The 20,737-nt window shown below is 73.1% G+C and carries 15 protein-coding genes; 7 read left to right on the top strand and 8 right to left on the bottom strand.

Annotated elements, in window-relative coordinates; genetic code table 11:
- The first annotated feature begins 238 nt into the window (after positions 1-238).
- The 3 genes from ACZ6RT_RS23465 (at position 239) to ACZ6RT_RS23455 (ending at position 3,735) form a co-directional block, all read left to right on the top strand.
- Entirely contained in the window at positions 239-1,174 is a 936-nt protein-coding gene (locus ACZ6RT_RS23465; RefSeq protein WP_470156100.1) for a hypothetical protein, read from the top strand.
- Positions 1,164-2,930: a DUF4012 domain-containing protein gene (locus ACZ6RT_RS23460; protein WP_470156099.1), complete on the top strand. Its 1,767-nt coding sequence runs from the start codon at positions 1,164-1,166 to the stop codon at positions 2,928-2,930. Before ACZ6RT_RS23465 ends, ACZ6RT_RS23460 begins: the two co-directional genes overlap by 11 nt.
- Before the next feature lie 79 nt (positions 2,931-3,009).
- The gene (locus ACZ6RT_RS23455; protein WP_470156097.1) at positions 3,010-3,735 is read left to right on the top strand and encodes an arsenate reductase/protein-tyrosine-phosphatase family protein; all 726 of its coding nucleotides are present in this window, start codon (positions 3,010-3,012) and stop codon (positions 3,733-3,735) included.
- Here the strand turns inward: ACZ6RT_RS23455 and ACZ6RT_RS23450 are convergent.
- From ACZ6RT_RS23450 to asnB, 7 genes are all read right to left on the bottom strand, one after another.
- Entirely contained in the window at positions 3,713-5,089 is a 1,377-nt protein-coding gene (locus ACZ6RT_RS23450) for a tyrosine-protein kinase domain-containing protein (RefSeq protein WP_470156095.1), read from the bottom strand. The genes ACZ6RT_RS23455 and ACZ6RT_RS23450 overlap by 23 nt on opposite strands.
- Position 5,090: 1 nt before the next feature.
- Positions 5,091-6,128 carry a glycosyltransferase family 4 protein gene (locus tag ACZ6RT_RS23445; protein ID WP_470156093.1) on the bottom strand — a complete coding sequence of 346 codons (1,038 nt, stop codon included), beginning with the start codon at positions 6,126-6,128 and terminating at the stop codon, positions 5,091-5,093.
- Positions 6,125-7,114 (bottom strand): NAD-dependent epimerase/dehydratase family protein, encoded by a 990-nt coding sequence (locus tag ACZ6RT_RS23440; RefSeq protein ID WP_470156091.1) that lies wholly within the window; start codon positions 7,112-7,114, stop codon positions 6,125-6,127. Before ACZ6RT_RS23440 ends, ACZ6RT_RS23445 begins: the two co-directional genes overlap by 4 nt.
- A 60-nt stretch (positions 7,115-7,174) precedes the next feature.
- On the bottom strand, positions 7,175-8,140 hold the full coding sequence (locus tag ACZ6RT_RS23435) for an NAD-dependent epimerase/dehydratase family protein (protein ID WP_470156089.1): 966 nt from the start codon (positions 8,138-8,140) through the stop codon (positions 7,175-7,177).
- Positions 8,137-9,273, bottom strand: a complete 1,137-nt coding sequence (locus tag ACZ6RT_RS23430) for a glycosyltransferase (protein WP_470156087.1) — start codon at positions 9,271-9,273, stop codon at positions 8,137-8,139. Before ACZ6RT_RS23430 ends, ACZ6RT_RS23435 begins: the two co-directional genes overlap by 4 nt.
- 546 nt (positions 9,274-9,819) lie before the next feature.
- A complete protein-coding gene (locus ACZ6RT_RS23425; RefSeq protein WP_470156085.1) occupies positions 9,820-11,115 on the bottom strand; it encodes a lipopolysaccharide biosynthesis protein in 1,296 nt (431 codons plus the stop codon).
- Positions 11,100-13,010, bottom strand: a complete 1,911-nt coding sequence (gene asnB / locus ACZ6RT_RS23420; protein ID WP_470156083.1) for an asparagine synthase (glutamine-hydrolyzing) — start codon at positions 13,008-13,010, stop codon at positions 11,100-11,102. The genes ACZ6RT_RS23425 and asnB overlap by 16 nt, the downstream gene beginning before the upstream one ends.
- 435 nt (positions 13,011-13,445) lie before the next feature.
- Between asnB and ACZ6RT_RS23415 the strand changes: the two genes are divergently transcribed.
- The 3 genes from ACZ6RT_RS23415 (at position 13,446) to ACZ6RT_RS23405 (ending at position 17,025) form a co-directional block, all read left to right on the top strand.
- On the top strand, positions 13,446-14,516 hold the full coding sequence (locus ACZ6RT_RS23415; RefSeq protein ID WP_470156081.1) for a methyltransferase domain-containing protein: 1,071 nt from the start codon (positions 13,446-13,448) through the stop codon (positions 14,514-14,516).
- Between the two features lie 71 nt (positions 14,517-14,587).
- Positions 14,588-15,859, top strand: a complete 1,272-nt coding sequence (locus ACZ6RT_RS23410) for a hypothetical protein (RefSeq protein ID WP_399193094.1) — start codon at positions 14,588-14,590, stop codon at positions 15,857-15,859.
- Positions 15,856-17,025: a glycosyltransferase gene (locus ACZ6RT_RS23405; RefSeq protein ID WP_470156079.1), complete on the top strand. Its 1,170-nt coding sequence runs from the start codon at positions 15,856-15,858 to the stop codon at positions 17,023-17,025. Before ACZ6RT_RS23410 ends, ACZ6RT_RS23405 begins: the two co-directional genes overlap by 4 nt.
- Positions 17,026-17,105: 80 nt before the next feature.
- Here the strand turns inward: ACZ6RT_RS23405 and ACZ6RT_RS23400 are convergent, their stop codons facing one another.
- Complete coding sequence (locus ACZ6RT_RS23400; protein WP_470156077.1) at positions 17,106-17,975, bottom strand: sulfotransferase family protein; 870 nt, start codon at positions 17,973-17,975, stop codon at positions 17,106-17,108.
- A 519-nt stretch (positions 17,976-18,494) separates the two neighbouring features.
- Here ACZ6RT_RS23400 and ACZ6RT_RS23395 point away from each other — a divergent pair.
- Positions 18,495-20,711, top strand: coding sequence for a hypothetical protein (locus tag ACZ6RT_RS23395; protein ID WP_470156075.1), 2,217 nt, complete (start codon positions 18,495-18,497; stop codon positions 20,709-20,711).
- The last annotated feature ends 26 nt before the right edge of the window (positions 20,712-20,737 follow it).

The raw sequence follows: 20,737 nt of genomic DNA, 5'->3' as shown, positions 1-20,737 counted from the left end.
GGGACGGGCGCACCCGGCCGGGCCGCGGTGCTCCGCCCGGATGAACCCGCCTCGCCCGTGAACATCAAAGATCGGAGAACAGTGAGTGATCATTCGGTAAGGGCGGTGAGCCGGATAAGCCGCCTTTTTCGATAGTCAAATATAACGGGTTCCGGAGGCATGTCGCTTGTGTTCCAAGCGCTGTGCTCCTGGCCTGAATACTTGCCATGAGGAGTTCGAAATGGTCAAAAAATACACAATGTCCATCCTTCTTACGGTGATGGCCGGGAGCGGGCTGGGCGTTGGAATCGCCGGAACCGCGACCGCCGGAACCGGGCTTCCGGCCTCGGTCGCCGGTTTCCACGCACAGCCGTATCCGCCCGTCATCGACTACGCCGCCTCGGCCAACCGGATCGCCCTCGAGGCCGAGGACGTCGCGGACGACGCCGAAGCGGTCTCTGCGGAGGCCGAGGGCGTCGCGTCCGACGCCGAGGACATCGCCGCCGCGGCGGAGGACGTCGCCGGTGACGTCGGCGGAGCCACTCTCGACGCCGCGGAGGAGGCCGTCGACGACGCGAGGGAGGCGCTCAACGACGCGCAGGCCGCGGAGGCGAACGCGGCCAGGCTCGCGCCCGGCACCGTGGAGCTCGTCTCGGCCTCCCGGCCGATCGTCTCCGGCGGTGCGGTCGCCCGCCCGGGCGACCTCGCCTGGATCGCGGCCGAGGCGGGCAGGATCGCCGCCAGGGCCAGGGACATCGCCGCCAGGGCCGAGGCGATCGCGGACCGGGCGGCGGACATCGCCTCCGACGCCGCGGCCATCGCGGCGCTCGCGGCACCGACCAACGCCGCCGCGGCCGCGGTGGCGACCAACGCCGCACGGGTGGCGTCCGAGGCCGAGGAGCTCGCCTCCGCGGCGGCCGACCTGGCCAAGGCCGCGGAGAACCTGGCCCTCAAGGCCAGGAACGTCGCGCTGCTCGCACTCGAGGCCCGCGACGGTTGCGAGGGTGACCGCTGCGGCGGCGGCTGCGGTGGCGGCGGATGCTTCCGCGACGCCTCCTGGGGCTCGGGGGAGAAGCTGCCCTTCACCGGAACGCCGGTGTCGACCGTGGCCACGGTCGGCGGGGGCCTGCTGGCCGCCGGGATCGTCGGCACCCTGATCTCCATCCGGCGCCGTCGATCGTCCAGTGCCCGCTAGACGTCACCGCCGGACCGCCGTCATCTGCCTGCTGGCCCTCGTCGCCGTCCTCGTGTCGGCCGGGGGCTGGTCGGCGCACCTCGGTCTGAGCGTACGGGACCACCTGGAGGCGACCCGGGGCGCGCTGCTCCGGCTGCGCGCGGCGGTGAGCGCGGGACAGCCGTCGCTCGTCGCCGCACCGCTCGCGGACGCCGCCCGGCACGCGGCCGAGGCGCGGCGGCTGACCGCGGGTGCCGACTGGTCGCTGCTCACCCACGTCCCGATGGTGGGAGGGGCCGCGAGCACCGTACGAGGACTGTCCGAGGGGGTGGCCGAACTGACCGGCGTGCTGAACGACCTCCAGCGCGTCGGTGCGGCGTTCATCACCGCGGGCACCCCCTCGCCGGGGGGCCCGAGGCGGCTGCTGGCCGCCGTCGAGACGGCGGCACCGGTCCTGGACGAGGCCGTCGCCCGGCTCGCCCGGGTGAGCTCGCGCCTGGCGTCCACCCCGGCGCGGACCGGCGTGGACGAGCTCGACCAGGCCCGCGGCACCGCGCTGCGGGAGATCGACGAGCTGCGCGGCACGCTGGACGACGCGGTGACCGCCGCCGCGCTGCTCCCCCCGATGCTGGGGGGCGACGATCCGCGGCGCTACTTCCTGGCCTTCCAGACCAACGCCGAGGCGCGCGGCACCGGGGGACTGGTGGGGGCCTTCGGCATCCTGCGGCTCGACCGGGGCAAGGTCGTCATCGAGCGGCTCTCCTCCAACAACGACCTCGACACCAGCCCCGTCCCCGTCACCGACCCCGGCCGTGGATTCCTCGGCCGCTACGGGCCGAACGCCACCCGGATGCTGTCGGTCTCCAACCTCTCCCCGCACTTCCCCTACGCCGCGGCCATCTGGACCGGCCTGTGGGAGCGCCAGGCCCGCACCCGGCTCGACGGCGCCATCGCCACCGACCCGGTCGGCCTGGCCCATCTGCTCCGGGTGATCGGCCCGGTCACCGCGCCCGGCGGGGAGGTCGTGACGGCGGGGAACGTCGTCGACCTCACCGAGCGGGTGGCCTACGCCCGCTATCCCGACCCCCTGGCGCGCAAGGTGTTCCTCATGGGGATCGCCCGCGCCGTCGGCGAGGCCCTGCCCGCCGCATTCGCCGAACCCGCCCGGCTGCTCCCCGTGCTGGCCGGGATGGCGGCCGACCGGCGGCTGCAGGTCTGGAGCCGTCACCGGGCCGAGCAACGGCTGCTGGCGCGCACCCCCCTCGGCGGCGTGCTGCCGTCCCGGCCGGGGCCGTTCGCCGCCCTGGTGGTCAACAACTCCGCCGGTGGCAAGCTCGACTACTACCTGGAACGCTCGCTGCACTACCGGCTCGGCCCCTGCCGGGACGGCAGGCGTTCCTCGACCGTGCGCGTGCGCCTGACCAACGACGTCCCCAGGAAGACCCTGCCCTCCTACGTGACCGGCCGGCTCGACAACGCCGGCATGGGACGGCACCGTCCCGGGTCCAACCTGCTGTGGGTGTCGTTGTACGCGGGCGTCGGGGCGGAGGTCACCGCGGCCCGGCTCGACGGCGACCGGGCGCCGATCATCCGGGAGACCGAGCGGTCCCGTCCGGTCTACTCCACCATGGTGGAGTTCGCCCCCGGCCAGTCCAGGGTCCTGGAGCTCGAGCTGACCGAACCCGTCTCGAGCGAACCACCGCTGGTCCCGGTGCAGCCGCTGGTCCGGCCGCAGCGGACCCGCGTCACCCAGGACGCGCGGGGATGCCTCCCGTGACGACGCCGGGCCGGTATGAAAGGGCAAAGAGCGGTGCGCCGCGGCCTGCCGCGTACCGGCACGGATCTACCCTCTCGTCATGAGGGCTTCGCCGGGGACCACCGGGACCACGCAGGGGCGCGTGACCGGGGAGCGGAGCGCGGTCCCCGCGGGCGGCGAGAAGGCCCCGCCCGGGCACGAGGACTGCGGCACGCGCTGCTGGCGGGACCCCAGGGACGCGCAGGCGCCGAGGGACGGCGTCCGCTTCCACATCCTGTTCGTGTGCACCGCCAACATCTGCCGCTCCCCGCTGGCCGAACGGCTGGCCCGTTCGGCACTGGGGCCCTGCCCGGCGCTGCGGATCGGCAGCGCGGGCACGCACGCCCAGCCCGGGATGGAGATGGACAGGCGCGCCGGGAACACCCTGGCCCGGCTCGGCGGCGACCCGGCCGGGTTCACCTCCCGCCTGCTCACCCCCCGCCTGGTGGCCGACGCGGACCTGGTGCTGACCGCCACCCGCAGGCACCGCGCGCAGGCGGTGGCCCTGCACCTGGCCGCGGCCACCCGGACCTTCACCGTCGCCGAGTTCGGCGCGCTGGCCCAGGCCGTGCCGCCGGAGAGGATCCTGCGCCACCACGACCCCGTGCGCAGGGCCCGCGCCCTGGTCGAGGAGGCGCGGGCCCTGCGCGGTCTGGTACGCGTCGACGAGTCCGACATCGACGACCCCTACGGGAGGTCCTGGCTGGCCTACCGGATGACGGGGCGGACCATCACCCGGTACCTGGCCGCCCCGCTCCGGCTGCTCACACCCCCACCGGACGCTTGACCTCGGGCTCGTAGCCGTACCCGTACCCGTACCCGTACCCGAAGTAGGTCTCGTGCCGGGGCGGGACGAAGTTCAGGACCGTTCCCACCACCCGGGCGTTGATCGACGCCAGCAGCGCGGCGGCGCGGACCATGTGCTCGCGGCGGGTCTTGCCGTGCCGGCTGACCAGCAGGGTGCCGTCGCACAAAGCGCTGAGCGTCGCGGCGTCGGTCACCGGCAGCAGCGGCGGCGCGTCGATGATGACCATGTCGTAGGTCTCGGTCAGCTGGGTCAGCACCTCGCGCATCCCGCCCGAGCCGAGCAGCTCGCTCGGGTTCGGCGGGATCTGCCCGCTCGGCAGCACCGACATGCCCGGCTCGCCCCAGACCTGGATGACCTCCTTCAGACGCGCCCTGTCGATCAGCACGTCCGTCAGGCCCGTGGTCCCCTCGATGCCGAGATAGCGGGGGATCGTGGGACGGCGCAGGTCGCCGTCCACCAGGACGATCCGCCATCCGGCCTGGGCCAGTGTGATGGCCAGGTTGACCGAGGTCGAGGACTTGCCCTCGCCCGGCAGGCAGCTGGTGACCACGAGCGACCTGGGCTGGCGGTCGATCCCGATGAACTGCAGGTTGGTACGGAGCGTGCGGAACGCCTCCGACCTGGACGAGCGGCCGTTGGCGCGCAGGATCAGCGGCTGGTGCCGCGCGTCCCGCTCGTAGCCGATGATCCCCAGGGTCGAGCTGCCCGACGCCTCCTGCAGCGCCTCCGGCGTCTTGATGGTGGTGTCCAGGTGGTCGCGGACCACGATGACGGCCATCACCGTCAGCAGGGCCAGCAGCACGGCCATCAGCAGGTTGACCACGGGCTTGGGACTGACCGGCTCCTGCGGCACCTCGGCGTGGTCCACCACCGTGACCTTCACCGTGGGACGGCTGGAGGAGGTGGGCCGCTCGATCTGGTCGATGAGGTCGGCGAAGCTCGCCCCCAGGTCGTTCGCCAGCTCGGCGGCCCGCTTGGGCACCGTGTCCGCGACCGTGGCGCGCAGCAGCACCGTGCCGGGCACCGCCTCGGCCGTGATGTTCGACTGCAGCCGCTCCACGTCGGCGTCGTCGGTGACCCGGCTGAGCACCCGCCGGGTGGAGAGCAGGGTGGCGTAGGACTGCACCCGCTGCGCCGACAGGATGCCCGCCTGGTACGCGGTGGACAGGCTGCCCTCCTTGTCGTGACCGGAGACCAGCATGGAGATCGTCGCGACGTACTTCGGCGGCGTGTTGGCCGTGACGGTCACCGCCGCGCCCACCGCGATCATCAACGACAGCAGGATGAGCGGCCAGTTCCGGCGCGCGAGCCGTACGTAGTAGAGCAGTTCCATGTCAACGCCGCCTTTCGCGGATTCTCTGGAGGGGCTGGGGGGTTCGGACGGAAACGCGGACGCTCATGTCCCGCAGCATGCCGACGAGGCCACCGGCGATCGCACCGGCCACGGCCGTCGCGACGAGCGGGGGCATCCGGCCCAGCGCCGTGGCCAGGCAGAGGGCACCGGTGACCGCCGTGATCGCGCCCAGCGTGACGGCGACCGAGCGGGTCCCCAGCCCGGCGCGCCGCAGCCGGTGCGACACGTGGTCGGTGCCGCCCTGCAGCGGCGACCGGCCGGTCAGCACCCGGGAGAGGAAGACCACGCAGGTGTCCACGGTCGCGACGAAGGTCGGCAGGAACAGCCCGGCGATCGTCGCGTCCGGGGGGCGTCCCGCGACCAGCACGGTCGCCGAGCAGGCCAGCGTGAACCCGATGAACAGCGATCCCGAGTCGCCCATGAACACCCTCGCCGGCGCCCAGTTGTAGGGCAGGAAACCCAGGCAGGCGCAGGTGAGCGCGACCAGCGGCACCGCGAGCGCGACATGGCCCTGCAGCAGCGCCGTCACCGCGAGCAGCGCCGCGGCCACGGCGGTGACGGAGCCCAGCGCGCCGTCCATGTTGTCCAGCAGGTTGAAGGAGTTGGTCATCACGACGATCCACACCGTCGTGAGCACGGCGTCCAGCCACGTCCCGGTCACGGTCGCCTGGACACCGGAGAGCACCACCCCCACGGCCACCACGGTCTCCACGGTCAGCCTGGTCACCGCCGACAGCGGGGAGATGTCGTCGATCAGCCCCAGCAGGGACACCGCGGTGGCGGCCAGCAGGATCGCGGCGATCTGCAGGTCGGCCAGGCCGAGCGCGACCACGGTGGGCACCACGGTGCCCACCGTGATCGCGATGCCGCCGAGGTAGGGGGTCGGGCGGGAGTGCGCCTTGTGCCCCCCGGGCTGGTCGGTGAGGTCCCAGCGCAGCGCCAGGCGCCGCAGCGGCACCACGGCCACCGCGCTGAGCAGGCAGGCCGTCCCCGCAGTGAGGGCGATCGTCCCGCTCACCGCGGGGACGTCGCCGGAGCCCCGGAGGACGCGCCGATGATCTCCATGAGGATCTCGTCGAGAGCGCGCCGCGGAACCCAGCCGGTGAGGGCACGGAGCTTCGTCGTGTCCGGGACCCTGCGGGTCATGTCCTCGAATCCCTGCTCGTAGGCCTCGGAGTAGGGCACCAGCTCGATCCCGGAGGTGGAGCCGGTGAAACCGATGATCATCTTCGCCAGTTCCAGGATGCTGACCTCGTCCGAGGAGCCGATGTTGAACGTCTCCCCGATCGCCGCCTCCTCGTCGAGCAGCCCCAGCAGCGCGTCCACCACGTCGGCGACGTGGGCGAAGCACCGGGTCTGGGTCCCGTCGCCGAAGACCGTGAGCGGCGCGGCCGACAGGGCCTGGCGGACCAGGCTCGGGATGACCATGCCGTACGTCGGGCTCTGCCGCGGGCCCACGGTGTTGAAGAGCCGGACGATGATCGTCGGCAGGCCGCGCTCCTTGTGGTAGGCGTTGGCGAGGATCTCGTCCACGGCCTTGGCGGTGCTGTAGGCCCAGCGGACCACGGCGGGACTGCCCAGGATGCGGTCGGAGTCCTCGCGCAGCGCGCCCGAGGAGTTCTTGCCGTAGATCTCGCTGGTGCTGGTGATCAGGATCTTCTTGCGGTAGCGGTGCGCGGCCTCGATGACGATCTCCGAGCCCCGGATGTTGGTCGTCAGGGACCGCAGCGGCTGCTCGACGATCAGCTTGACGCCGACCGCGGCCGCCAGGTGCACCACCACGTCGCACCGGTGGACCAGCTCGTCCACCATGAGCTCGTCCAGCACCGAACCGTGCACGAAGTGCAGGTCGGGGTGGGGCCGGAGGTTCTCCAGCCGCCCCGTCGAGAGGTTGTCCAGGACGACGACGGAGTCGTCGCGGGCGAGCAGCGCGTCGGCCAGATGCGATCCGATGAATCCGCTGCCACCCGTTATCAGATAGCGGGTTCTTGATGCCTTGCTCACGTGCTGCTCCTCATCGCGTGCTTGGAGAGAACTGGGTTGCCGGCAGGAGGCGGCGGTGGTTCACGCGGGCGCGCCGAGTCTCGCGTCCGCGCCCGGTGCCCGCGTCCCCTCGAACCAGGCCACCGTCCTGCGCAGCCCGTCCTCGAGCGAGACCGGGCACGCACCGGGGAACAGCTCGCGCAGCAGGCGGCTGGAGGCCTGGGACTCGCGGATGTCACCCCGGCGCGGCGGCAGCGGGACCGTCTCGATCGTGCGGCCGAGGATCTCGCCGAGGACGTCCATCAGCTGCCGCAGCGAGACACGGGTGCCGAAGGCCAGGTTCACCGGTTTGGCGCTCGTCACCCCCCGGGCCGCGGCGTCGGCGAGGATCTCGGTCACCGACCCCACATAGGTGAAGTCCCGCGCCTGCCCGCCGTCGCCGTGCAGCGGCACCGCCTCGCCGCGCAGCGCGGCCGAGACGAACGCCGGGATCACCGCCGCGTAGGCGTGACCCGCGCTCTGCAGCGGCCCGTAGACGTTGAAGAAGCGGAACGGCAGGACCGGCAGGCCGTAGCTGGCCGCGTACGCCAGCGTGTAGGCCTCCGCGGCCAGCTTCCCGGCCCCGTACGGGCTGAGCGGCCTGGTGGGCAGGTCCTCGTGCTTGCGGGGTTCGGGACGGTCGCCGTACACCGAGGAGGACGACGCGAGGATCACGTGCGGCCGCCCGGCGCGGCACGCCTCCAGCACGTGCAGGGTGCCGGTCGCGTTGACGGTGTGCGAGGCCATCGGATCGGCCAGCGACCGGGGCACCGACGGCCGCGCGGCCAGGTGGATCACGTGCGTGGCGTCGGCCGCCAGGTCGCCCAGCAGGTCCCGGTCCAGGATGCTGCCGGTCACCACCTCGGCCCCGACCCCGTCCAGGTTGGCGAGATCGCCGCTGCTCAGGTCGTCCAGCACCGTGACGCGCGCCACGTCGCCCCTGGCCGCCAGGGTCCGGCACATGTGCGCGCCGATGAAACCCGCGCCGCCCGTCACCAGGACCCTCATCGGCTGCTCCGCTCGGGCAGCGGATCGTGGCCGGGAACCGGGCACAGCGACCGGTACAGGTTCTCGGTGTCGGCGACCAGGCGGTCCACCGCGAAGGCGTACGTGGTCCAGTCGCGGGCCGCCTCGCCCATCCGCCGGGCCAGCGCGGGATCGTTCAGCAACCGGACGACGTGCGCCGCCAGCTCGTCCGGCCCGGCACCCGACAGCAGACCGGTGTGGCCGTCCCTGACGACCTCGGCCACGCTCCCCACCCGGGTGGACACGACCGGGACGCCCGCCATCCCCGCCTCGACGAGCGTCACCGGGGTGCCCTCGTTGTCGGAGGTCAGCAGGACCACGTCGGCCGCGGCGTAGACCGTCTCGGGATCCGCGCGCCAGCCCAGCAGGTGGAAGGAGCCGCGCATGGACTCCGTCTCCCGCTCCATCGTCCGGGCGAGCTCGCCCCCGCCGCACACCACGAAGTGACAGTTCGGGACGCGGCCGAGCACGGTACGGGCCACCGTGACGAACCGGTCGGGCCGCTTCACCCCGGTCAGCCGCCCCACGTACGCCACCACGGGCGCGTCCTGCGGCAGGCCCAGCGCGGCGCGGGCCGCCTCGCGGGCGGGCACCGGCCCCAGCCGCACCCCGGGCGGGATGACGACGTACTGCTCGGGCCGGCCGATCCCCGCCTCCAGCAGCTCGTCCCGCACCCGGGTCCCGACCGTCACCAGCCGGTCCGACAGCAGCGCCAGCAGCCGTTCCGACCGTACGTAGAGCCCGCGTTTGAAGGGGGAGAAGTAGCCGTGCAGCAGGTGGCCGTGGAAGACGTGGACCCGGGCCGCGCCGACGCCCGACAGCCGGGCCGCCACCCGCCCCAGGGCGCCGGCCTTGGCGGTACGGGTGTGCACGATGTGCGGCCGGAACGACCGCATGGCGCGGACCAGCCAGTACAGGGCGCGCTGGTCGTCACCGGGCCTGACCGAGCGGCCCAGGCCCGGGACCCGGTGCACCGGGGCGCGCGCGCCGTGCAGCAGCAGGTGGTCACCCTCCCCGGCGCCGACGTGGCCGGTGTAGAGACGGTGGTCGAACTCCTCGCGGTTCAGACGCTCGTGCAGCCCCGAGACCTGGGTGGCGGGACCGCCGACGTTCATTCGCGCGATGATCTCCATAACGCGAATCCGGCCGTCTGGCTTCATGGAGGCTCCTTGCTGACAGGCCTGGCTCACGTCGGAGAAACTAGTTCTCCACCCGATCCGTCCGCCGACACCATCACGGGAGCGGCGCGATGTTTTTCCTACTCCCTACCTAAACGTGATGTAGCTGCGTCTATGGCGACGCTGCGCGTCGCGGTGAGGCCGCTCTGATCCGGCTCTGTGTTCATGGCGACGCTGCGCGTCGCGGTGAGGCCGCTCTGATCCGGCTCTGTGTTCATGGCGACGCTGCGCGTCGCGGTGAGGCCGCTCTGATCCGGCTCTGTGTTCATGGCGACGCTGCGCGTCGCGGTGAGGCCGCTCTGATCCGGCTCTGTGTTCATGGCGACGCTGCGCGTCGCGGTGAGGCCGCTCTGATCCGGCTCCTTCCCTCGTCGGGAGGGATCGTTCGTTCCTCACGACCCCTCCCTCCTCGGTCCAGTCGCCGGCGCGGCCTCACGGGGAGTCCCTGGCGGGGGATTCATGGGGCCGGTCCCCGGCGTGTCCTCATGGGGGAGTGGTGATCGGGGTGGTGGGTCTGAGGGCGGCTTTCAGGTCGGAGGGGCGGGGGAGGAGGGCGCGCAGGGGGGTGGAGGTTCTGGTGGCGAACCAGGCGATCTCGGTCGCGGCCATCGCCGTGTAGCTCACGCTGGCGGCCAGTGCCGCTCCGGAGGCTCCCCAGCGGGGGATGAGGACGGCGTTCAGGGCCAGGTCGAGCGCCAGGGCGCCGGCGGCGATGACGGTCATGGTCGTCGGGCGCTCCAGGCGGATCAGGTACTGCTCGACCGGCCGCAGCAGCGAGAGCGCGACCATGCCGGGGGCCAGCAGCAGCAGCGGCGTCACGCTGCCGGTGAACGCGGCGCCGTACAGCAGGGGGACGAGCACGGGCGAGACGGCCGCCAGCGCGCCGGCGAACAGTGCCGAGAGCGCCAGGTTGAGCCGGAGCACCCGGACGGTGACGTCCCGGGCGTCGGCGCCGTCCACGACCGTCTGGCGGGGCAGGACCACCTGGGTGACCGCGTCGGCCGGCACCCGGGAGAAGGTCAGGAAGGCCGTCCCGACCGTGTACAGGCCCACCTCGGCCGGGGAGGCCAGGGCGCCGAGCAGGAAGATGTCGGCGCTCAGCAGCAGGTGGAACGCGACCAGCCCGGGATGGTAGCGGCACGACAGGGCGAGCTGGCGGCGGGCGAGCGCCGCCTCGACGCGCATGGCGCGCGGCCCGAGCCCCGCGAGGAGCAGCCAGAACGGCGCGGTGATCGCGAGCGTCCAGCAGACGATCACCGCCGCCACGGTGAGCCTCCCGGCGGCCGACAGCACCAGGATCGGCAGGTTCAGCACGAGCGCCGTCGCGACCACGCCCCGGTTGGCCAGGTCGCTGCGCGAGCGCAGCAGCGCGATCCCGTTGAGGTTGACCGCCGCCACGCCGAACGGCACCGCCAGCAGGGCGACGACGAGCAGGTGCGGCGCGGGGACGGGCACGAGCGCGGTCACCGCCGCCAGCGTCACCAGCGCCGACAGCACACCGAGCAGCAACCCCAGGAGCAGGCCGTTGCCCGTCAGCGCGCGGTGCCGCGCCGGGTCGGGCCAGAGCGCGATCTGCGACCTGCCGATCGACAGGTTGCCCAGCACGATCGCGATCCCGCCGGTGGTCGCGATCATCGCGTAGACGCCCCGCCCCTCCGGCTGGAGGGTACGCGCGATGAGGATGCCCGTCAGCGCCGCCAGCGTCAGCCGTACCAGGTGGCTGGCCATCGTCTGCACGGCCCGCTTCAGGGCGGTGCTCCCGCTCAGGACCCCGGGCATCCGATCTCCGCGGGCACGGCGCCGTCCGGGACCGCGTGCGCGCGGTGCCAGAGCTCGAACTGCAGCAGCGCCCAGAGGCGGTCGCCGTGGTCGGCGCCCTCGTCGTGCCGCCGCAGCAGATCGGCCACGACCTCCGGCCGGAACAGCCCCCGGCCGCGGGCGGTGTCGTCGGTGAGCGCGTCGTGGGCGAGGTCGCGCAGCTCGCCCCGGAGCCATGCGGCGAGCGGCACGCCGAACCCCCGCTTGGGGCGGTTGTGCAGCCGTGCGGGCAGCCAGGGCGCGACCGCCCGCCGCAGCAGCAGCTTGGTCCTCCGGTCACGGACCTTCAGCGGGTCGGGCAGCCCGGCCGCCCACTCCATCAGGTGGTGGTCCAGGAAGGGGGAGCGGGCCTCCATGGAGTTGGCCATCGTGGTGATGTCGACCTTCACCAGCAGGTCGTACGGCAGGTAGCCGGTGGTGTCCACGTCCATCACCCGGCCCAGCGTGGTCGTCGCCGAGGAGGCCAGGAACGCCTCCTCCAGCAGCGCGCCGCTGTCCACCCCCGCCAGCCGCTCACGGAGCGCGGGCTCGTACAGCTCGTCCTTCTGCTCGGGCGTGAAGCAGGACATCAGCCCGGCGTAGCGCCGCGCGGGGGGTTCGGCGGCGAACCGCATCAACCGTCCCAGCAGCCGCGCGGGTGAGCGGTAGCGGCTCTGCTCGGTGATGCGGGTGCCCGCGCGGGCCGACATGGCCGCCAGGGCGCCGGGCATGGCCGGGATCCTGGCGGCCTGGTTCATCAGGGCGTAGCGCTGGTAGCCGCCGAAGCACTCGTCCCCGCCGTCCCCGTTGAGCACCACGGTGACGTGCCGCCGGCTCAGCCGTGCCACGTAGAAGCTCGGCACGGCCGAGGAGTCGGCGAACGGCTCGTCGAAGTGCCAGGCCAGCAGCGGCAGCACGTCCGGGACGTCGGCCGTCACCATGAGCTCGTGGTGGTCGGTGGAGTAACGCTCGGCCACCAGCCGCGCCTCGGCGCGCTCGTCGTAGCGGCCGTCGTCGAAGCCGACGCAGAACGTCTTGACCGGGTCGCGGCTCTGCATGGCCATCGCGGCCACCACCGCGGAGGAGTCGATCCCGCCGGACAGGAACGCGCCGATGGGACGCTCGCTCACCATCCGGACCCGGGTCGCCTCCAGGATCAGCTCCCGCAGCCGCTCCTCCTCCTCGCGGACGTCGGTCACCGCCCGCGGGGTGCGGTCCAGCCGCCAGTAGCGGTCCACGGTGATCCGGCCCCGCTCCCAGACCAGCACGTGACCGGGGGGCAGCTTGTGCACGCCCTGGTAGATCGACCAGGGGGCGGGGACGTAGCGGTAGGTCAGGTAGTGGTGCAGCGCCACCGGGTCGATCTCGCGGGGCATGCCGGGGTCGCAGGCCAGCGACTTCAGCTCCGAGCCGAACCGGATCGAGGTCCCGTCGGCCCACCAGTACAGCGGCTTCTTGCCGGCCCGGTCCCTGGCCAGGACCAGCCGCTGCCGGTCGCGGTCCCAGACGGCGAAGGCGAACATCCCGCGCAGCAGCCGGGCCAGGTCGGGGCCGTGCTCCTCGTACAGGTGGACCAGGCACTCGGAGTCGCCGGACGAGCGCAGCAGGTGCCCCTGCCGCGTCAGTTCCCGCCGCAGCTCGGGGAAGTTGTAGAGCTCCCCGTTGAAGACCGACACGACCCGCCCGTCCTCGCTGTGGACGGGCTGGTGCCCGGTCGCCACGTCGACGATGGCGAGCCTGCGCATGCCGAGCGCGGCGTGCTCGTCGGTGTGGAAACCGGCGCCGTCCGGGCCCCGGTGCACGATCACGTCGCACATGCGGCGCACCAGCTCCGGATCGGGACGCGACGTCGACACGACTCCGGCTATCCCGCACATCGGGTCCTCCATTGCTCGGTGACGCTCGTCGGCCGGCGCCCGCAGGCCCGTGCCCGTTCGCCGGCGCGGGCGGCCCCCGTCGGTGACGTTCTGCAAGATCACGGTAACGGAGCGGGGTGTCACCGGCCAGCGGGCCGCGGGGGCGTGTCGCCGGGCGTTCCGCCAAGGGGCGTTCCGCCACCGGGCGTCCCGCGGCCAGGTGTCCCAAGGCCGGGTAAGGATCGTGAAGATCATTGCTCGCGGGGGAGCCGCCGCGCGCCGCGCGCGGGCGGCGGCGTGTGAGCGTGTGAACGAACGTGGCGGAAGGCATGACTCCGGCTCGTCGCCGGCGCCCGGCACGCGCGCCGGCCCGCCCGGCGGACGCCCGCGGCGGACCCCGGGATCCGGCCGCGACGCCGCGTCCCTTTCCTTCCCTCTCGCTGAACGGGTGGCCGGATGACCTTTGCGGAAGACAAGACCGGCGGTACGGGCACCGGCGTCACCCGGCACCCGCCGCTCTGCTGCCCCCGGTGCCGGGGCCCGCTGCACGGCGGCTCCGGCGGCTCCGGTGGGGCCGAGGGCACGCCCGGCGGCACGCTCGACGGCGGGACCGGCGGGTTCAACGGCGCCTTCGACGACCGGAGCGCGCTGCGGTGCGTCCGGTGCGGGGCGAGGTACCCCGTCGACCGCGGGATCCCGCGCTTCGTCCCCCGGGACGGCTACGCCGACGGGTTCGGGTTCCAGTGGAACAGGCACCGGCTGACGCAGCTCGACTCCCACGTCGGCATGCCGATCTCACGCGACCGGCTGATGACCGCGAGCGGCTGGTCCGCCGCCGAGCTGCGGGGCAGGACCGTGCTGGAGTGCGGCAGCGGGGCGGGCCGGTTCACCGAGGTGCTCTGCGAGACCGGCGCCCTGGTGACCTCGTTCGACCTGTCCGGAGCCGTGCACGCCAACGCCGCCTCCAACGGCCGCTTCCCCAACCTCAGGCTCGTCCAGGCGAGCGTGTACGAGCCGCCCTTCCCGCGCGAGTCCTTCGACTTCCTGGTCTGCCTGGGGGTCATCCAGCACACGCCGGACGTGCGGCGGACGTTCACGACGCTGCTCGACCAGCTCAGGCCGGGGGGCCGGTTCTGCGTCGACGTCTACGCGGCTCCGGTCGCCTACCCGCACCTGCGGCAGCTGATCCGCCCCTTCACCCGGCGGATGCCTCCCGAGCGGCTGTACCCGCTGGTGGAACGGGCGGTGCCGCGCCTGCTGCCGCTGTCCATGGCGCTCAGCTCGGTACCGGGCGTGGGGCAGGGGCTCGCCCGGCTGGTGCCGGTGGCCAACCACCGCCACCTGGGGCTGAAGGACGCCGAGACGATGCGGGAGTGGTCGGTGCTGGACACCTTCGACTGGCTCTCCCCGCGCTACGAGAAGCCGCAGTTCCGCCGGACGATCAGGCGCTGGACCGAGGACCTGGGGCTGCGCGAGGTCTCGATCGGGCGCCGGCGCGGGATGTACGTCGTCCGCGGCGTCAAATGACCCCTCCGCCGGCCCGCCGGGTGTCCTCGGCGGTGCACGCCCCTGACGCGTCTTCGAGGTGAACCCGATTCATGGAGTACTTCCTCGTCGCCTTCCTGGCGGCGTTCCTGATCTTCGTGACCTACACGGGACTGGGGGTGCGGCAGGCCAACCGGCTGCTTCCGGTGCTGCTCCTCGCCTTCGTCGCCCGCCTGGTCGTGCACGTCATGGTGATGCGACCCGGCCTCATCGAGTACGGCGGGGACAACCGCACCTACCTGGCCAGGGCCGGGGAGATCGCCACCTACTGGAGGCAGGCGGGCTTCCGGTTCGTCACCGCCGACCAGATCGCCTCCATCCACTCCATGGAGGTGCCCTGCAACCTCTTCGCCCTGGTCGTCTACCTGTGCGACGGGCCGGCCGCGCTGGGCTGCACGGCGGTGGTGGCCACCCTGGCCTGCCTGCTGTGCATTGTCATGTACCGGTTCGCGCAGCTCATCGGGGCCAGTGAGCAGGCGGCGTTCCGGCTGTTCGTCGTGGTCGCCTTCCTGCCGGCCCTGCTGCTGCACACCTCCGACACGTTCAAGGACGGCATCAACGCCTTCCTCGTCGTCACCTGCCTGTGGCTGGTGGTCTCGAACGTGCAGCGCTTCGACGTGCGCAAGCTGATCCTGATGATCCCGCTGCTCTGGATGATCTGGCACGTACGCCCCTACATGGTGTTCATGTGCGCCCTGCCGCTGACGGTCGGGCTCTCGCCGATGAGGCGGAAGCTCACCCTGCGCTCCATGATCGTCTCGACCCTGCTGCTGATCCCCCTGCTGGTGCTGCTCGCCGGGATGGACGGCGGGGCCTCCCTGACCATGCTGCAGGAGCAGCTGGAGGTGGGGCAGTCGGAGTCGGTCCGCCGGGCCAACGCCGGGGGAGGGTCGGGCGTGCTGTTCGAGGACGGCGGCGACGCCTGGAGCGAGCTCGCCCCCAAGCTGCTCTACACGCTGCTGGCCCCGTTCCCCTGGACGTCGGGCAGCATGACGCTGCAGCTCGGAAAGGTGGACACGTTCATCTGGTACTACCTCCTCTACAGCGCGCTGCGCGGCGGCCGCCGCCTGTGGGTCTGGAACCGGACGCTGCTGTTCGTCCTGGTGCTGTTCATCATCCCCGGCACGATCGCCTACGCGACCACCATGGCCAACATCGGCCTGATCTTCCGCCAGCGGATGCCCATCATGTTGATCGTCAGCCTGCTCTCCGCGCTCGCCTGGACCACGACCGGTCCCCGGCGGTTCCGGTTCACCGCGTCCGGGCGCGTGCCCGACCCCGCGCCGCCACCGGGGCCCGCGGCCGTCCCCGGGGTCGTCCGGTGAGCGGGCCGTCCCGGCCGCCCGGCGGCACGCCGAGGGAACTGCGGGTGTGCGAGGTCGTCAAGACCCTCGACGCGGGCGGGGTGGAGGTGCTCCTCGTCGAACGGCTGCGGCGCGCCCCCAGGGTGAACAAGGACTACACGGTGGTGTGCCTGCAGGCCTCCACCGGCGAGCTCATCGACCGGCTGCGCGCGTCCGGGATCGCCGTCGTCGACCTCAGCCCGGACCCGCGCCCGCTGGTCTACGCCCGCCTGGTCCGGGTCGTCCGCAGGCTCGCCCCGGACGTGCTCAACGTGCACTCGCCGACCCCGGCCGCCGCGCTCTGGCTCTCCGCCCGGCTCACCCCGCGGCGGCCGGTCCTGGTGTCCACCGTCCACTACTGCCGCAGGCCGACCACCGTGCGGTTCCGGCGGCTGACGGCGGCGGCCAGCATGGCCCTGGACTACCTCACCCGCAGGCTCGACGACCGGACGGTGGCGGTCTCCTCGCAGGTGGCGCGTTCCCCCTCGGTGCGCGGGGCCCGCCGCCTGCTGACCCGGGTGCACGGCGTGGACGTCGCCGAGCAGCGCTCCTGGGCGCTGCGCTCGGGGATCGTCAGGCGCCGGTTCGACGTGCCCGAGCGGGCGTTCCTGGTGGTCTGCGTCGCCAACTTCCGGCCGGAGAAGAACCACGCGCTGCTGATCCGGGCCGCCGCCACCGTGCTGGCCGAGCGGGACGACGCGGTCTTCCTGCTGGCCGGGGACGGGCCGCTGCGCGAGGACGTCGTCCGCGAGATCGAGCGGCGCGGCCTGCGCGACCGGGTGCGCGTGCTGGGCCGGGTGCGCCAGGCCAGGAGGCTGGTCGCCGCGGCCGACCTGCTGGTGCTGAGCTCGCACTACGAAGGGCTGCCCGTGGTGGTCATGGAGGCGCTCGCCGCCGGGGTGCCGGTGGTCTCCACCGACGTGGGCGGGATCCCGGAGCTGGTCTCCTCCGGCTGGAACGGCATCCTGACGCAGCCGGAGTCGCCGGACGCGCTGGCCGCCGGGATCCTCCGGGCGATGGAACCGGCCGTGCACCGCCGGCTCCGGTCCGGGGCGGCCGCCAGCGCGGAGACCGTCGAGATGGCGGGCACGGCGGAGTGGTTCGAGAGCCTCTACGAGGAGCTGGCGCAGACGGCGCGCCGCGTCTGAGCACGCCCCGTACGGCGCGTCTAGGGCGGTCACCGGGACGACTCTGGAGGGGGCGGCGCCGGCCGGGCGCGCCCCCGCGGTCAGAGCCGGTAGCCCAGGTCGTGGAGGTGACCGGACAGGGAACGGTCGAGCAGCGCGACCTGGGCGGGGGTCAGGTCCCGCCGGAACGCCTCGGACCGGGCGGAGGAGAAGGCGCGGCGCCCGAAGTCCCGCTCGAAGGCGGGCGTCCAGGTGAGCCCGAGGAACTCCAGGACCAGGTCGGTCTGCTTGCGCGGGTCGTCGAGCAGGTCCTCGTAGCGCACCTGCAGCCACGACTCCGGCGGGAGCGCGGCCCGCGCCGTCTCGGTGGCGTCCATCAGCAGCTTCCAGCCGATGCCCGCCAGGTGCACCTGCGAGCGGCCCTGCTCCTCCCACTCGCGGGCGTAGTGCTCGGGCAGCGGGCCGAAGTGCCACCCCGGCGCCCCCAGGTGCCCGCGCCACCACGGCATCTGCAGCCACGAGTTGGCCACCGCGCGCCCGTCCCGCACGATGTGCACGAACCGCGCCTCGGGGAACACCTCGTGCAGGAACGCGGCCCGCGGCCAGCCGGTGAACTTGTGCAGGTAGTGCCCGGCCCGCTGGACGGTGGCCCGGGTCTCGAAGAACGTCCTCAGCCGCCCGGCCAGCCAGGGGGTGGCGTCGGCGGCCGTCAGATCCTGGAAGGAGTCGACGACCAGCGGGGACACCTCGCGCCTCAGCGCGCGGTGGGCCTCGCAGGGACGCAGCCGCTTCTCCGGGAAACCGGCCGGTGTCCTGCGGTAGATCCCGCCGCCGATCCGCTTGGCCACGTCCGGGGTCCGGGGGAAGCGGTCGTCCAGGTTGGTGACGAACCCCACCCGCGGATGGCGGGTGAGGACCTCGTACAGGAGGGTGGAACCACAGCGTCCGCTGCCGATGAGGAAATCGAGCATGGGAATCCCCGTTCCGGGTGATGTCGCGAATAAGGATCCGGTCCATCGGGGCCGGGCCGGGTATTCGACGGTAACGCACCTTCCGGGGCCGCCGGTGGATGTCGCCCCCCGTGGGGACGGTGTCGGCGGGAAACGACGGCGGAACATCCGCGAAAAGGCCGCGGTCCCGGTTCGCGCCGTTCTCCGGCGGGGACCGTCCGCCTTTCCGGGAGCGTTTCACCACGGCCGCTCCGGTGACGCGCCGTCCGTCCGGACACAGGCTCCGAGCTGCACAAACGGCCGGTAAAACATCTCCCGGTACGGGGTCGCGCGCCCGGCCCGCGCATCCGGGTCGCCAGAATCGCACGTATGACAGAATCTGTGACCGATCAGGATTCCGCGCCCGGTTCACCGGAGGTCACGGCGGAAACCGGAACACCCGCGTCCGTATCCGGGACGGTCCTTTCACGGAGAAGACGGAAAACACCCTTCAAAAGGGCGGATCGCACCTGGGGCCGGACCCGGACATGGGCTCCGGCGGTGTTCGCGGCCGTCGTCGTGGTGGCCGCTTTGCGCCTGTACGGGGTCCCGGTCACCGACACGTTGCTCTTCGGCGGCTACGTCGCGCTCGGGGTGGCGTTCCCGGGGCTGCTGCTGGTCCGGGCCCTGTACCGGGGGGCGCGCACGCTCGCGTTCGCCGAGGAGCTCGCGCTCGGGCTGGCGCTCGGGTACGCCGTCGAGGTGCCCGTCTACCTCGCCGCGCGGGCGGCCGGGGCGCCGCTGCTCGTCCTGCTCTGGCCGCTCGGCGCGTACGCCGTCTTCGCCGCCGTCCCCCGGCTGCGCGCGCACTTCCGCGGCGCGGCCCGCCCGGGGGAACCGGCCTGGTACGCGTGGTTCCTCGCGCTGCTCGTCGTCCACGTGACCGCCTGGAGCGCCTTCACCTACTTCAGGACCACCGCCCTGACCTGGCCCGCGGCCGGGACGTCCCTGTTCGACATGCCGTACCACCTGGCGCTGATCGGCGAGCTGAGGCACCACGTGCCGCCCACGGTGCCCGTGGTCGCCGGGGAGCCGCTGCTGTACCACTGGTTCGTCTACGCGCACCTGGCCGCGGCGAGCTGGGTCACCGGCCTGGAACCCCTGGTCCTGCTCTTCCGCCTGGGCATGTTCCCGATGCTCGTCGCCTTCGTCGTCCTGGTGGGGGCGATCGGGCACCGCGTCACCGGTTCCAGGGCGGGATCGGCGCTGTCCGTGGCGGGCACGGTCTTCGTGGCGGTGCCGAGCCTGTACGCCAACGCGAACGGGCTGCTCACCTGGACGGGCGTCCAGCACTCCGCGTGGGAGAGCCCCACCCAGACCTTCGGGGCCCTGCTGTTCGCCCCGGTGGTCCTGCTCCTGATCGACCTCTTCGAGCGACGCCGGCGGTACGGCGCCGGGCGGTGGACGCTGACGGCGATCCTGCTGGCGGCGGTGGCCGGGGCCAAGGCGACGTACCTGCCCATGCTGGTCGTGGCGCTCGCGGCGCTGGGCGTGGCCGAGGGGGTCAGGCGGCGCAGGCCGCCGTGGACCGTGCTCGGCGCGCTCGCGACGGCCCTCGCCTGCCTGCTGTACGCGCAGGCGGTGCTGTTCGGCGGTGCCCGGCAGGCGATGTCCCTCGATCCGCTGGCGATGATGCGCAGGACCTGGGGCGAGCTGACCGGCCTCGGGGAGCACGCCCAGCCCTCACCGGCCTCCCTGCTCGGGATCACCCTGCTGTACGCCGCGTGCTGGGCCGTCACCTGGTGCGGGATCGCCGGGCTGCTGAGCCGGCCGCGCTCGCTCGCGCGTCCCGGCACCGTCCTCGTCCTGGGCGTCGGCGCCGCCGGGATCGGCGCGGTGCTGCTGCTGGGGGGACCGGCCCTGAACCAGGGCTACTTCCTCCAGGGCGCCTACCCCTATCTGGCGGTCGCCGCGTCCTACGGATTCCTGACCGCCGTACGCGGGACGGGCGTGCCGCGTCTGGCGCTGGTGGGGGCGGCGGTCGCGGGAGTGGCCCTGGCCTGCCTGATCCGCGTCCTGGCGGACGTGCGGGTCCCGCTGGCCCCGGGCCGCAGCGAGGCCGTCCTGTACCTGCCCTACCTCGCGGTGGCGGCCGTGGTGCTGTCGGCGGTGGTGTTCCTGCGCGAGGCCGGACGGCGCCCGCGCGGCTGGGCCCTGCTGATCGCGCTGGTCACCGCCGTCGGCCCGCTCTCCGCGTGGCAGGCCCGCGCCTGGTCGATCGTGTACGGCGGCGGGGAGAACGCCGTCTACCGGGTGAGCCGGCCGGCGGCGCAGGAGGTCCCGGCGGGGATGCTCGCGGCCGGGCGCTGGCTGCGGGCCCACTCGCGCCCGGACGAGCTGGTCGCCACGAACGCGCACTGCGTCTGGCGGGCCGGAGCGCCCTGTGACAGCCGGCACTTCTGGATCTCCGCGCTGACCGAGCGGCGCGTGCTGGTCGAGGGCTGGTCGTACACCGCGAAGAACCTGGAGCGGTGGCGCCCGGGCGGGTCGGTGATGCAGATCCCGTTCTGGGACACCGAGCGGCTCTCTCTGAACGAGACGGTCTTCCGGGCACCCTCGGCGGAGGCGGTACGGCGCCTGCAGGAGCGGTACGGGGTGCGCTGGCTCTTCGTCGAGGAGGGCCGGGAGGGACTGAGCCCGAGGGTCGGGGAGTTCGCGACGCTCCGGTTCCGCTCGGCGGACTGCGCGGTCTACAGCCTTCCGGGCGCCTCGTCCTGAGCCTCTCCCCGGGGGGCGCCGGGGAC

It is taken from the genome of Streptosporangium sp. NPDC050148 (assembly GCF_055586505.1).
The sequence above is the reverse complement of the archived record's forward strand: the minus strand, read 5'-3'. Positions and strand labels throughout refer to the sequence as shown.

Excerpts from the sequence above, each read along its gene's own strand:
- asnB (WP_470156083.1), bottom strand. The coding sequence starts at position 13,010 with ATGTGCGGGATAGCCGGAGTCGTGTCGACGTCGCGTCCCGATCCGGAG.
- ACZ6RT_RS23455 (WP_470156097.1), top strand. The coding sequence starts at position 3,010 with ATGAGGGCTTCGCCGGGGACCACCGGGACCACGCAGGGGCGCGTGACC.
- ACZ6RT_RS23430 (WP_470156087.1), bottom strand. The coding sequence starts at position 9,273 with ATGAACGTCGGCGGTCCCGCCACCCAGGTCTCGGGGCTGCACGAGCGT.
- ACZ6RT_RS23450 (WP_470156095.1), bottom strand. The coding sequence starts at position 5,089 with ATGGAACTGCTCTACTACGTACGGCTCGCGCGCCGGAACTGGCCGCTC.
- ACZ6RT_RS23415 (WP_470156081.1), top strand. The coding sequence starts at position 13,446 with ATGACCTTTGCGGAAGACAAGACCGGCGGTACGGGCACCGGCGTCACC.
- ACZ6RT_RS23465 (WP_470156100.1), top strand. The coding sequence starts at position 239 with ATGTCCATCCTTCTTACGGTGATGGCCGGGAGCGGGCTGGGCGTTGGA.
- ACZ6RT_RS23410 (WP_399193094.1), top strand. The coding sequence starts at position 14,588 with ATGGAGTACTTCCTCGTCGCCTTCCTGGCGGCGTTCCTGATCTTCGTG.
- ACZ6RT_RS23435 (WP_470156089.1), bottom strand. The coding sequence starts at position 8,140 with ATGAGGGTCCTGGTGACGGGCGGCGCGGGTTTCATCGGCGCGCACATG.
- ACZ6RT_RS23425 (WP_470156085.1), bottom strand. The coding sequence starts at position 11,115 with ATGCCCGGGGTCCTGAGCGGGAGCACCGCCCTGAAGCGGGCCGTGCAG.
- ACZ6RT_RS23400 (WP_470156077.1), bottom strand. The coding sequence starts at position 17,975 with ATGCTCGATTTCCTCATCGGCAGCGGACGCTGTGGTTCCACCCTCCTG.